General features: G+C 72.0%; 12 protein-coding genes and 2 pseudogenes. 9 read left to right on the forward strand and 5 right to left on the reverse strand.

The features are described from left to right. Positions 1-531: pseudogene (locus tag A3CQ_RS55970) on the forward strand (glycine dehydrogenase (aminomethyl-transferring)); the annotation flags it as partial. Between the two features lie 324 nt (positions 532-855). Here the strand turns inward: A3CQ_RS55970 and A3CQ_RS0142005 are convergent. Beyond that, complete coding sequence (locus tag A3CQ_RS0142005; protein ID WP_020516968.1) at positions 856-1,056, reverse strand: DUF5999 family protein; 201 nt, start codon at positions 1,054-1,056, stop codon at positions 856-858. A gap of 578 nt (positions 1,057-1,634) precedes the next feature. Here A3CQ_RS0142005 and A3CQ_RS59830 point away from each other — a divergent pair. Continuing rightward, positions 1,635-2,587, forward strand: a pseudogene (locus A3CQ_RS59830) (chorismate-binding protein); the annotation flags it as partial. A gap of 4 nt (positions 2,588-2,591) precedes the next feature. On the opposite strand, the gene A3CQ_RS0142015 reads toward A3CQ_RS59830, so the two are convergent. Both A3CQ_RS0142015 and A3CQ_RS0142020 read right to left on the reverse strand, forming a co-directional pair. Beyond that, a complete protein-coding gene (locus tag A3CQ_RS0142015) occupies positions 2,592-3,320 on the reverse strand; it encodes a VOC family protein (protein WP_020516970.1) in 729 nt (242 codons plus the stop codon). A gap of 15 nt (positions 3,321-3,335) precedes the next feature. Next, complete coding sequence (locus tag A3CQ_RS0142020; protein WP_020516971.1) at positions 3,336-3,899, reverse strand: dihydrofolate reductase family protein; 564 nt, start codon at positions 3,897-3,899, stop codon at positions 3,336-3,338. 479 nt (positions 3,900-4,378) lie between these two features. On the opposite strand from A3CQ_RS0142020, the gene A3CQ_RS61450 reads away from it, so the two are divergent. Genes A3CQ_RS61450 through A3CQ_RS0142035 form a run of 3 tightly spaced genes read left to right on the forward strand, consistent with a single transcriptional unit; the run spans position 4,379 to position 5,864 of the window. Next, positions 4,379-4,840, forward strand: coding sequence for a hypothetical protein (locus A3CQ_RS61450; protein WP_157296982.1), 462 nt, complete (start codon positions 4,379-4,381; stop codon positions 4,838-4,840). A gap of 7 nt (positions 4,841-4,847) precedes the next feature. After that, positions 4,848-5,342 (forward strand): SigE family RNA polymerase sigma factor, encoded by a 495-nt coding sequence (locus tag A3CQ_RS0142030; protein ID WP_020516973.1) that lies wholly within the window; start codon positions 4,848-4,850, stop codon positions 5,340-5,342. A 21-nt stretch (positions 5,343-5,363) separates the two neighbouring features. Continuing rightward, positions 5,364-5,864, forward strand: coding sequence for a peptide deformylase (locus tag A3CQ_RS0142035; RefSeq protein ID WP_026206812.1), 501 nt, complete (start codon positions 5,364-5,366; stop codon positions 5,862-5,864). Here the strand turns inward: A3CQ_RS0142035 and A3CQ_RS0142040 are convergent. Beyond that, entirely contained in the window at positions 5,794-6,543 is a 750-nt protein-coding gene (locus A3CQ_RS0142040) for an ArsR/SmtB family transcription factor (protein ID WP_020516975.1), read from the reverse strand. The genes A3CQ_RS0142035 and A3CQ_RS0142040 overlap by 71 nt on opposite strands. A 41-nt stretch (positions 6,544-6,584) precedes the next feature. Then, the gene (locus A3CQ_RS0142045) at positions 6,585-7,202 is read right to left on the reverse strand and encodes a TetR/AcrR family transcriptional regulator C-terminal domain-containing protein (RefSeq protein ID WP_020516976.1); all 618 of its coding nucleotides are present in this window, start codon (positions 7,200-7,202) and stop codon (positions 6,585-6,587) included. Between the two features lie 37 nt (positions 7,203-7,239). Here A3CQ_RS0142045 and A3CQ_RS0142050 point away from each other — a divergent pair, with 37 nt between their 5' ends. The 4 genes from A3CQ_RS0142050 to A3CQ_RS0142065 all read left to right on the forward strand — a co-directional run bounded on the left by A3CQ_RS0142050 (position 7,240) and on the right by A3CQ_RS0142065 (position 11,157). Continuing rightward, positions 7,240-8,586 carry an MDR family MFS transporter gene (locus A3CQ_RS0142050; protein ID WP_020516977.1) on the forward strand — a complete coding sequence of 449 codons (1,347 nt, stop codon included), beginning with the start codon at positions 7,240-7,242 and terminating at the stop codon, positions 8,584-8,586. A 56-nt stretch (positions 8,587-8,642) separates the two neighbouring features. Next, positions 8,643-9,242 (forward strand): YbhB/YbcL family Raf kinase inhibitor-like protein, encoded by a 600-nt coding sequence (locus A3CQ_RS0142055; protein ID WP_020516978.1) that lies wholly within the window; start codon positions 8,643-8,645, stop codon positions 9,240-9,242. Between the two features lie 98 nt (positions 9,243-9,340). After that, positions 9,341-10,306, forward strand: a complete 966-nt coding sequence (locus tag A3CQ_RS0142060) for a winged helix-turn-helix transcriptional regulator (protein ID WP_020516979.1) — start codon at positions 9,341-9,343, stop codon at positions 10,304-10,306. Positions 10,307-10,428: 122 nt separating this feature from the next. After that, a complete protein-coding gene (locus A3CQ_RS0142065; protein WP_169516359.1) occupies positions 10,429-11,157 on the forward strand; it encodes a hypothetical protein in 729 nt (242 codons plus the stop codon).

Below are 11,157 nucleotides of genomic sequence, written 5' to 3' on the forward strand. Positions count from 1 at the left end.
GTGCTCACGGCGAACTACGTGGCCGCCCGGCTGCGCGAGCACTTCCCGGTGCTCTACGCGGGCAACAACGGGCTGGTCGCTCACGAGTGCATCCTCGACCTGCGCCCGATCACGAAGGCAACCGGCGTCTCGGTCGACGACGTGGCCAAGCGGCTGATCGACTACGGGTTCCACGCCCCGACGATGTCGTTCCCCGTGGCCGGCACGCTGATGGTCGAGCCCACCGAGAGCGAGGACCTCGCCGAGCTCGACCGCTTCGTCGACGCGATGATCGCCATCAAGGCCGAGATCGACCAGGTCGCGGCCGGCGTCTGGCCGGCCGGGGACAGCCCGCTCTCCAACGCCCCGCACACCGCCTCGGCGGTCACGGCGGATGTCTGGGAGCACCCGTACTCGCGCTCGGTGGCCGCCTACCCGGCCGGGGTGGATCGCACGGCCAAGTACTGGCCGCCGGTCCGCCGCATCGACGGCGCCTACGGCGACCGCAACCTGGTCTGCTCGTGCCCGTCGCCGGAAGCGTTCGAGGACTGAGGTTTTCGCAGCTCAGCAGCCACTCTCAAGGAGCACTCGAGGGTGGCTGCTCAACCTCGACCTCAGCTTGAGGGTTCCGCTCGAGGCCGGCCGTGCGGGATGCGCGGCAGTTCGGGAGCGGCGACGGCGGGATCGTGCCGGGCGGCGGGCACCGGAATGAGGGCGCACGGGATCGGCGTCCGCCGCGTGGTCGTCGTTGTTCGCGGGGGCGGGAGCGTCAGGGCGGGGGCTCGGCGCTGAGCTCTGGTGTCACGCCGCTACTCTCAGTAGCGGCGGTGGCTCTGGCCGGGCGGCGGCGATGCCGTCTCGGCGAGGGCCGTCCGGTCAGGCCGCGAGGGCGTGCCGGGCGGGGCCTCGGTGCGGCTCGATCATCGTTCCGTCGGGGAGGATCTCACCGGTGTCCTCGAAGACGATGACGCCGTTGCAGAGCAGGCTCCAACCCTGCTCGGGAAAGGCGGCGAGGATGCGGGCCGCTTCGCGGTCGATAGCTTCCGCGCTGGGACAGGGGGTTTGGTGCTGGCACATCTGGAGTCTCCGGTCGGGGGGCTGTGTGTGACGATTCACAACGACGGTGACGGACGTTACCTCAATCCGAACGATGGCGGATTGTGCGGGTGACGGCGTCCCCTTGAAAGAATCCTCGGTTCATATGGTCCACGGAAGCGTGCTCGCCGACCACTTCCCGACACCTCCTTCGGGGCCGCTGCCGGGTGCTCCGGCGTCCTGCCAGGGCCGTCACCGTGCGTTAGCAGCACTCGAATGGTTCTGCTGTGACGGTGGTGACCCTGCCGAGCTTCTCGCCAACTTCCTCGCCGGCAACGGACTGCCGGTGCGAAACATTGGCCGAACGGCCACCCAAGTTCACCCGACCGGCGCTGGCACCCTGTGCGGCGCAGCACTCTACGTATCCGCCGCCGCCGGTTCCGTAATGGCTGGCGGCCCCGTTCCCACCGTCAACCCGGTCCCGGCAATTCCCGACATCTACGCAGTTGTCTACGCGCACACCGACCCGCCCCGCCCTCCGGGCATCGACCGTCCTTGGCCCGATGATGAGGCACAGGGGCAATCCCCGCCCAGCACCCGGAAGTCCAGCACACGACAAACCGGCAAATCCGGCCCCGGCGAGAAGCCCGGCGGCCCATGGGCGCCCGGCGGGCAGCGATTCGAGGAGGCCGCGGCCGGGGAGGAGGGCGGCGGCGGGTGGGCGTCCGGCGAGGACGCGGCCGGGGAGTGGCGCCTCGGCTCGTGGGTGGCCAGCTGGAGCCGGGAGGAGCACGCGGGGGCGGTCGAGGCGGTCCGGGAGGCGATCGCGCGCGGCGACGTCTACCAGGTCAACGTCGTGGGCCATGCCCGGGCCCGTTACCGCGGCGATCCGATGCCGGCCCTGCGCCGGGTGGCCGCCCTGCCCGGCGCCCGTTACGGCGGCGTTCTGGAGGGCGACGGCTGGGCGCTGGCGACCGCGTCCCCTGAGACGCTGGTCGAGGTCCGGGACGGCCGGGTCATCACCCGCCCGATCAAGGGCACCCGCCCCGCCACCGAGCAGGGGCGCCGGGAGCTGCTCGCCTCCGCGAAGGAGCGGGCCGAGCACGTGATGATCGTCGACCTCGAGCGCAACGACCTCGCTCGCCTGCCCGCGCTCGGCCCGGTCACGGTCGACGAGTTGTTCGCCGTCCGCCGGTGGGTCGACCTGTGGCAGGCCGATTCGGTGGTCGCGGCCCCCATCGTGGGTGAACTCGACCTGGCCGACCTGCTGCGCGCCATCTGCCCCGGCGGCTCGGTGACCGGCGCGCCCAAGCTGGCTGCCCTGGACGAGATCGCCAAGCTCGAGCCGGTAGCCCGCGGCGTCAGCATGGGCGGCGTCGGCTGGGTAGCCCCGGACCACATCGACCTCGGCCTGAGCATCCGCACGGTCGCCGTGGACGGCACTCACGTCCACGCCTGGGCCGGCGGCGGCATCACCTGGGACAGCGACCCGGCCGCCGAGGTCGACGAGGCCGCCGCCAAGGCCGCCCCGATCCGCGCGGCCCTCGCCCCGCCGGGGGGTTCGGGCGTTTAGCGGGTCAGGCCGGGGTGAGCAGGCAGAACTCGTTGCCCTCGGGGTCGGCCATGACCGTCCAGGGGACGTCGGCGCCCAGGTCGATGACGGAGGCGCCGAGAGCCTGGAGGCGCGAGGTCTCGGCCGCCGGGTCGTCGCCGGGGTAGGGGCGGACGTCGAGATGCACGCGGTTCCAGACCGTCTTCGCGTCGGGGGTGCGCAGGAACTGGAGATAGGGCCCGACGCCCTTGGCCGAGCGCAGGACCGCGCTGTCGTCGGTCACCTTCTGCACCGTCCAGTCCATGGCCGAACCCCAGAAGCGGGCCATGGCGTGCGGGTCGGCGCAGTCGACGACCACCGAAGCGATCGGGCCGGTCTCGTCGTACAGCGAGTCGAGCACGCAGAACTCGTTGCCCTCCGGGTCGGCCATGACCGTCCACGGGACGTCGCCCTGACCGATGTCGGCGAGCGTCGCGCCCAGGCCACGCAGCCGCGCGACCAACTCGGCCTGATGGGCCGCCGAGGTGGCGGCGAGGTCGAGGTGGACGCGGTTCTTGACCGTCTTCGGCTCGGGGGAGGCGGTGAGGTCGATGACGACGGCGGCCGGATCGGGGTAGGCGAACCCCTCGGGCTCGAGGTTGGTCACGCCCGGCCCCTCGCTGGAGACCGCCCAGCCGAGCACCGAGGCCCAGAACCCGCCCAGCGCGGCGTCGTCGTGGGCCTTCATGTTGATCTGAACCAGCCGCGTCGTCATGCCCCGATGCTAGGGCTAGGGCGCGCCCACGCCGTACGTCAGGTAGGCGAACTCCCCTCGGCGCTCGACGGAGGACAGGGACAGGCGGGACGAGGTGAGACGGCGGGGGAGCACCGGGGCGCCCGCGCCCAGGGTCACCGGGGCGACGCCGAGGATGAGCTCGTCGAGCAGGCCGGCGTCGGCGAAATCGCCGGCCAGAGCGCCGCCGCCGACGACCCAGAGATTTTTGCCGCCGGCGGCGGCCGTCATCGCGGCGTGGACCGGGCGCACGTCGCCCTGGACGAACCGCAGGCGGGCGCCGGGGATGGCGGGCAGGTCGCGGTGGGTGAAGACCCAGGCGGGGACGTCGCCGTAGGAGGCCTTCCACCGCTCCGGATGGTCGAGCAGCGACTCGTGGTCGAGCACCCACTGGTACGTCGTGGCGCCCATCGCGAAGGCACCCACGCCGGCGAAGAACGACGCGAACGGGTTGATCTCGTCGTGCTCGCCGCCGACCTCGAACAGCCAGTCCAGCGAGTTCGACGAGTCGGCGATGAAGCCGTCAATGGTGGTGGCGGTGTAGTACTGCGTCTTCGGCACGTCGTCGACCCTGCCAGAGGGGTACGACAATTTTGGCCGTCACTCTTCCGGGGAGAGCTGTCACCGGACGCCACCTCCGGCCCGTCTTGTCGGTAAGAGGGTGTGGGAGAGGTTCTGTGACGGAAGATCTGCGGGCGCTGCTCCGGGCCGATCTGAGCGAGGAGCGGCCGCCGCCGCTCGGCGATCTGGTCGATGCCGCGATCCGCGATGGGCGGCGAATCCGCCGAAGGCGGCGTATCAGCACAATCACCGCGAGTCTGCTGGCCCTGGCCGCCGCGGTGACCGCGTTCGTGCTTGTGGGTGACGGTGGCGTCGCGGGCGGTCGGCAAGACCTCCTCGGCGCGGCCGGTGACGGATCTCCCCAAACCGTGCCACCCGTGCCACCGGTCCCCAAGATCACAGGCGAAGCGCGTACTTTGACGATCCGCAGCGGCATGGCGGATGCCGGCGGATCGCAGAGGAAAGCGACTTCAGCGGCGATGCTTCATCTTCTGACGGAACTCCTCCCACCGGGACGGACCAGCCACTTCGGCGTCGCGCCCGGCGACGATCTCCAGGTGCGGCTGTACCTGGACGAGGGCGCGGGCCCCGGCCTGGTCAAGGTCGCCGTCGGCAAGGAGGCGCCGAATGGCGCCGAGCCGCCCCGCGGCGCCACGGCCAGCGTGACAATCAGGCACATGCCGGACAACTGCCTGCAGAGCCTGGCCGTCGACGCCGCCTGGCCCGACGGCACGCTCGTGCAGGTCGATGTCGCCACCTGCCTGGACCGGGCCGGCGACAGCCCGACCAGGAGCGATGACCGCGTGGAGACGACCCCGCTCGTGCTGACCGTCGACGAGGCCGTCCGCGTCGCCGCCGACCCGCGCTGGGGCGTCACCATGGACGCGGCCCTCGTCAGCCAGGGCGCCCGGGAGTTCCCCGCCCCGCCGGTGTTCGGCTGAGGCGCGCATGACGACCGAGGACGACGAGTTCGCGGAGTTCGCGAACGCGCACGCCGAGCGCCTGCGCACCACCGCGTTCATGCTCTGCCACGACTGGCACCTCGCCCAGGACCTCACCCAGACCGCGCTCACCAAGCTCTTCCTCAGCTGGCGCCGGGCCGTGCAGGCCGACAACCTTCTCGCGTACGCCCAGAAGATCCTGCTCCGCGCCTACCTGGACCATCGCCGTCGCCGGTCGTCGACGGAGTCGACGCCGGGTGTCCTGCACGAGCCCGCCTACCGGGAGAACCCCGAGCTGCGCCTGACCATGCTCGACGCGCTGGAGCGGCTGCCGGCCCGCGACCGGGCGATCGTGATCCTGCGGTACTTCGAGGACTACAGCGTCGAGCAGGTCGCCGACGTCCTGGAGCTTCCGGCCAGCGTGGTGAAGAGCCAGACCCGCCGCTCGCTCACCAAGCTCCGGGAGCTGCTCTCAAGCGACCAATTGGCATTGTTCGCGTAACGACCGGTACCGTTTGGGGCCATGACAGTACGGCCCATTCGGATCTTCGGGGACCCGGTGCTGCGCACCGAGGCCGACCCGGTCACCGCCTTCGACGCGGAGCTGCGCCGGCTCGTCACCGACCTGGAGGACACCGTACGGGTGCCGGGCCGCGCCGGGGTCGCCGCGCCGCAGATCGGGGTCAGCCTGCGCGTCTTCTCCTACAACGTGGCCGGCCAGGTCGGCCACCTGGTCAACCCGGTCCTGTCGGACTACGACGGCGAGCAGACCGACGACGAGGCGTGCCTGTCCCTGCCCGGCCTGGACTACCCGACGACCCGGGCCCTGTCGGTGACCGCCCGCGGCTTCGACCAGTACGGCGAGCCGCTCGTCATCGAGGGCACCGGCTTCCTCGCCCGGGCCCTGCAGCACGAGACCGACCACCTGGCCGGCCGGCTCTACATCGACACGCTCACCGGTGACGTGCGGCGGCAGGCGCTGCGGGAGCTGCGCCGGGTGAGCCCTTCCCCGCAGGGTCGATGACCACGCCCAGCTGATCCTCGAGGGCGCGGGCGCCGGACGGGGTGAGCTTGACCGCCCGGCCGGTGCCGATCCGCACGATCCAGCCGGCGTCGAACGCGTGCCGGCAGATCGCCGCCCCGGTCTGCCCGGCCAGGTGCGACCGCCGCTCGGTCCAGTCCACGCACTCGCGCAGCACCGGCCGTTTCCCCGGCTTGTCGAGGGCGATCCCGAGCGAGGTCAGCCAGGCGGTGCCGCGCGGCGTCAGCGCGAGCCCGTGGGCCCGGCTGACCAGGCCGTTGGTGGTCATGGCGTCGGCGATGGAGACCCCGAGGATCCCGGCGAGATGGTCGTAGCAGGTGCGGGCGAAGGTCAGGTTCCGCCGCCGGTGGGCGGCCGCCATCGACACGACCGGAGCCGGCGGCACGGGCGCGCCCGCGGCCGAGACCGACTCGATCAGCGCGGCCACCTCGGGCCCGGCCAGCTGCAGGTAGCGGTGCCGCCCCTGCTTGCGCTGGATCAGCAGGCCGCCGGCGACGAGCCGGTCGGCATGCTCGCTGGCGGTCGACATGGCCACCCCGGCGTGCCGGGCCAGCTCCCCGACGGTCCAGGCGCGGCCGTCCATCAGCGCGAGGCAGAACGCGGCCCGCGTGCGGTCGGCGAGCATCGACGCCCACCCGGCGAGCGACTCGGCGTTGTCCATGCCCCGATCATGTCCCCCGGACGGTTCGGGGCCCACCGAACTCAAGCGCCGAACGCCCGCAGGAAGACCCGCACGCCGCCCTCGACCAGCCGCGCGATCTCATCGTCGCCGAGCGGCACGGCCCCGTACCACGACCGGTAGTTGACCCGCCCGGTGAGCAGCAGCCCGAGGAACTCGGCGGCCTCCATCGGATCGGGCACCACGAGCAGCCCCTGGTCGCCGAGCGAGGCCAGCCGCGACGCCAGGACGCTCTGCACGGTCTCCTCGCGGTCGGCGTCGGACGGCGGCTCGCGCAGGGCCGGGAAGTGCGCCACCTCGGCGATCATCAGCCGCATCACGGCCGCCCGCTCGTCGGACCGGGCGATCCCGGTCGCGAACTCGACGCCGAACCGCACGAGGGCGGCGTGCAGGTCGGTGACGTCGCCGAGGGTGCGATCGAGCATTTCCCGGAACGAGTCGGCGTGCCCGGCCATCGTCGACCGCAGCGTGGAGACGAACAGCTGCTCCTTGCCGCCGTAGTAGTCGTAGATGGTGCGCTTGGAGACGCCGGCGGCGGCGGCGATCGCGTCGACGCCGGCCCGCGCGTAGCCCTCCCGCAGGAAGACGTCGAGTGCCGCGCGGACGATCGCGTCGCGCTTGGCCGGGGATCCGCTTCTCATGAAATCAAACTACACTGCACGGTGTAGTGTAGCCAGCATGGCCGCTCTCGACCGCGCCGTTCTCAAGCTCAGCGCCATCGTGGTCGCCGGCACGATCACCGCGATGCTCGACATGACGATGGTGACCGTGGCCCTCGCCGGCATGACCCGGGCGTTCGGCGCCCCGATCACCACCGTCCAATGGGTCACCGCGGCATACCTTTTGACGATCGCGATGGTCATACCGGTGACCGGGCGGCTCGCCGAGCGCTTCGGCGCCCGCACCATGTGGCTGACCGCGCTCGGCGTCTTCGTGGCCGGCTCCGCCCTGTGCGGCACGGCCTGGTCGGCGCCGAGCCTGATCGCCTTCCGCATCGTGCAGGGCATCGGCGGTGGCATGATCGTCCCGCTCGGCATCATGATGCTCGCCCGGGCGGCCGGCCCCGGGCGCCGCGGCCGGGTGATGGCCATTGCCGCCGTCCCCGCCCAGCTCGCCCCCATCGCCGGCCCGCTGCTGGGCGGCCTGATCGTCGACACGGCCGGCTGGCGCTGGATCTTCTTCGTCAACGTCCCGATCGGCCTGCTCGCCATCCTGTTGTCCGCCCGCGGCCTGCCCGCCGGGGAGCGCCACCCCGGCCGCCGGATCGACCTGGCCGGGCTCGCCCTGCTGTCCCCGGCGATCGCGCTGCTGGTCTTCGGCCTGTCGCGCACCGCCGCCCTGCCGGTCGCCGCCGGGCTGGTCCTTCTGGCCGCGTTTCTCACCCATTCCTGGCGTACGCCCGGAGCACCGCTCATCGACATCAGGGTGTTCCGTCACCGAGCGCCTTCCGCCGCCGCGGCGCTGAACTTCGTGTCCCGGTTCTCGATCTTCGGGGCATCGCTGCTGATCCCGCTCTACTACCAGCAGGTCAGAGGGTATGACGCGCTGACCGCCGGCCTGCTGATGGCGCCGCAGAGCCTGGGCACCCTGCTCGCCCTGCCGATCGTCGGCCGGCTCACCGACCGGGTCGGCGCCCGCCCGGTCGTGCTGGCCGGTATCGCCGCGACCGGCCTGGCCGCCCTCGCGTACACCCAGGTCGGCGCCGGCACGCCCGGCCCGCTGCTGGCGGCGGCGCTGCTGGTGTGGGGGATCGGCATCGCGGCCGTGGCCGTGCCCGTCTCGGCCGCCGCCTACCACGGCCTGTCCCCGGCCGAGATCCCCAATGCCACCAGCGCCATCACGATGATCCAGACGGTCGGGGCGTCGGCCGGCGCGGCGGTGCTGACCGCGATCCTGGCCAGTCGCGCGGCCGGTGCGCCCGCGTTCGCGTACGCCTTCTGGTGGGTCCTGGGTTTCGGTCTGCTGGCCCTGATTCCCGCGCTGGTCCTCCCGTTGCGGGAGGCGCCGGTGCCCGCGGAGGTATGACGACGGCCGCCCGCCGTGCAGAATCGGATCGATCAGCGCATCGGAGGAGGTCGATCATGCATCGCATCACCCGTCGCTTCACCGTGGTGGCGACCGTCGTGGCCCTGGTACTCGGGACCGCGGTCGGCGCGTCCGCCGCCACAGTCCTTCATTTCGGCTATCACAAGGTCCGTGCCGGTCTGCCCACCGGCATCAAACATTTCACGCTGACCAGCACCGACCTACGGGCCGGCAAACCGATCCCGGCCCGGTTCTGGGGCTGCGAGGACGCCGGCGTCTCACCGGCGCTGCGATGGTCGGGCGCCCCGGCCGGCACGCAGAGCTTCGCGATCCAGCTGTTCGACCAGGATGCTCCGACCGGCAGCGGCTTCTGGCACTGGGTCGCCTGGGACATCCCCGCCACCACGACGTCGCTGCCGACCGGCGCGCTGCTCCCGGCGCCGGCGGTGAACGGCACCAACGACGGCGAGACCGCCGGGTACACCGGGCCGTGCCCGCCGGAGGGCGACGTCACCCACCGCTATACCTTCACCGTCGTCGCGATCAACGTCCCGAGCCTGGGGCTGCCGGCGACCACTCACGGCGCGGTCGCCGGGTTCGTGATCGGCCACGCCGCGATCGGCTCGGCGTCGTTCTTCGCCACGGCCCGCCAGTAGGACCGCCCCTCAGGCCCGGACCGGTCCGCCAGGGCCGGTCCGGGTGCCGGGGCTAGTGCCGTACGGTCGGGCCTAGGACGACTTTGCGGGGGTTCGGCGTGGAGAAGCACTATCACAGCGGTGTCGAGGTGACCACCGACCTGATCGGGGGGAAGTGGCGGGCGGTCGTGCTCGCGCACCTGCATCACGGGCTGCGCCGCGACGCGGAGCTGCGCCGGCGGATGCCCGAGGTGGGGGAGTTGACGCTGGTTCAGCTGTTGCGGGAGCTCGAGGTGGAGGGCCTCGTCCAGCGGCACGAGGCGGCCGGGCACGAGGTGGAGTTCCAGCTGACCGAGCAGGGTGCGACGCTCGGACCGGTCCTGCAGGCGATGGACGTCTGGGGCCAGGCCCACGCGGCCCGGCACGGGCTGGAGATCCAGGAGCCCGGGCGCGCCGACACGCGGCGGCTGGCGGCGGCCTCGCTGGCCCGGGGGGACGCGACCGGGTGGTTCGAGAAGCTCTACGCCGAGGCGGGCAACGGGCTCGCGCAGGTGCCGTGGGACCGGCCGGAGCCGACCGCCAACCTGCTCAGCGCGGGCCTGCCGGCGGGCGAGGGCCGGCGGGCGCTGGTGGTCGGGTGCGGCCTGGGCCGCGACGCCGAGTATCTGGCCGGGCTCGGATACGCGACCACCGCCTTCGACATTTCCGAGACCGCCATCCGTACGGCCCGGGAACGGCACCCGTCGTCCTCGGTGGACTATCGGACCGCCGATCTGCTGGCGCCGCCGGCGGAGTGGCGGCACGCGTACGACCTGGTGGTGGAGAGCAACAACGTGCAGGCGCTGCCGCGTGACCTGCGGGAGCGGGCGACCGCGAGCGTGGCCGGCTTCGTGGCCGCCGGCGGCACGCTGCTGGTGCTGGCCGCGGCCGCCGACAAGCCCTCCGACGACGGTCCGCCGTGGCCGCTGACCCGCGACGAGGTCGAGGCCTTCGCCGCGGACGGGCTGCGGGCCGAGCGCGTCGAGCAGCTCGAGGCCGTGGACGATCCGCTGGTGGTGCGCTGGCGCGCCACGTTCCGGGCCTGACCCGCTGCCGCCTCGCGGCGGCCGGCAGATAGAGTCCCGTGGCCCAGTGGGCAACGGGGATAGTCAGGAGTCGATTCCGTGTCCCCGCCAGAAGTTCAACCGGGGATGGATCTGACGTGAACATGAAGTCGATTGCCGCGAGTGCTGTTGCATTCCTCGCGGTCGGTGGCCTGCTCGCGGGCTGCAATAGCAAGGACGACGTGGCGCCCGCCGCCACCCAGGCCGCCGCGCCGACCTCGGCGGCTCCGGCCGACAACGGGGTGGCGGCGCTGACCGCCGACCAGATCCTGGCCAAGTCGAAGGCCGCCCTCACGTCGGCCAAGTCGTTCCGGGTCAAGGGCTCGACCGACGCGGACGGCCAGAAGATGCAGCTCGACCTCGAGATCAACGGCACCGACGTGCTCGGCAAGATCGCCGTGGGCAAGGCCGTCATCGAGCTGCTCGCGGCCGGCGGCAAGCACTACATCCGGCCGAACCAGGCGTTCTGGACGACCATGGGCGGTGCGAGCGCGGCGGACGCCAAGAACATCGCGAACCTGATGGGCAAGCGGTGGGTCGTGGTCAGCGCGAAGAACAAGGACCTCAACAGCTTCTTCGACATCGTGAACATCGACGAGATGCTCAAGCCCCAGGGCACGGCGTCCAAGGGAACCGCCAAGCAGATCGGCGAGTACAAGACGATCGGCCTGAAGGACTCCGAGGGCGGCACGCTGTACGTGGCGACGGTCGGCGAGCCGTACCCGATCCAGGAGCACGACAGCGACGGCGACATCAACTTCACCGAGTTCGGCAAGACGTTCACGGACCTGAAGGCGCCGGCCGCAGCCGACGTGGTCGACCTGAACCTGTAG

It is taken from the genome of Paractinoplanes globisporus DSM 43857 (assembly GCF_000379645.1).
GTDB classification, from domain to species: domain Bacteria; phylum Actinomycetota; class Actinomycetes; order Mycobacteriales; family Micromonosporaceae; genus Actinoplanes; species Actinoplanes globisporus.

Excerpts from the sequence above, each read along its gene's own strand:
- A3CQ_RS0142005 (WP_020516968.1), bottom strand. The coding sequence starts at position 1,056 with ATGTGCCAGCACCAAACCCCCTGTCCCAGCGCGGAAGCTATCGACCGC.
- A3CQ_RS0142015 (WP_020516970.1), bottom strand. The coding sequence starts at position 3,320 with ATGACGACGCGGCTGGTTCAGATCAACATGAAGGCCCACGACGACGCC.
- A3CQ_RS61450 (WP_157296982.1), top strand. The coding sequence starts at position 4,379 with ATGCTTCATCTTCTGACGGAACTCCTCCCACCGGGACGGACCAGCCAC.
- A3CQ_RS0142030 (WP_020516973.1), top strand. The coding sequence starts at position 4,848 with ATGACGACCGAGGACGACGAGTTCGCGGAGTTCGCGAACGCGCACGCC.
- A3CQ_RS0142035 (WP_026206812.1), top strand. The coding sequence starts at position 5,364 with ATGACAGTACGGCCCATTCGGATCTTCGGGGACCCGGTGCTGCGCACC.
- A3CQ_RS0142040 (WP_020516975.1), bottom strand. The coding sequence starts at position 6,543 with ATGGACAACGCCGAGTCGCTCGCCGGGTGGGCGTCGATGCTCGCCGAC.
- A3CQ_RS0142045 (WP_020516976.1), bottom strand. The coding sequence starts at position 7,202 with ATGAGAAGCGGATCCCCGGCCAAGCGCGACGCGATCGTCCGCGCGGCA.
- A3CQ_RS0142050 (WP_020516977.1), top strand. The coding sequence starts at position 7,240 with ATGGCCGCTCTCGACCGCGCCGTTCTCAAGCTCAGCGCCATCGTGGTC.
- A3CQ_RS0142055 (WP_020516978.1), top strand. The coding sequence starts at position 8,643 with ATGCATCGCATCACCCGTCGCTTCACCGTGGTGGCGACCGTCGTGGCC.
- A3CQ_RS0142065 (WP_169516359.1), top strand. The coding sequence starts at position 10,429 with ATGAAGTCGATTGCCGCGAGTGCTGTTGCATTCCTCGCGGTCGGTGGC.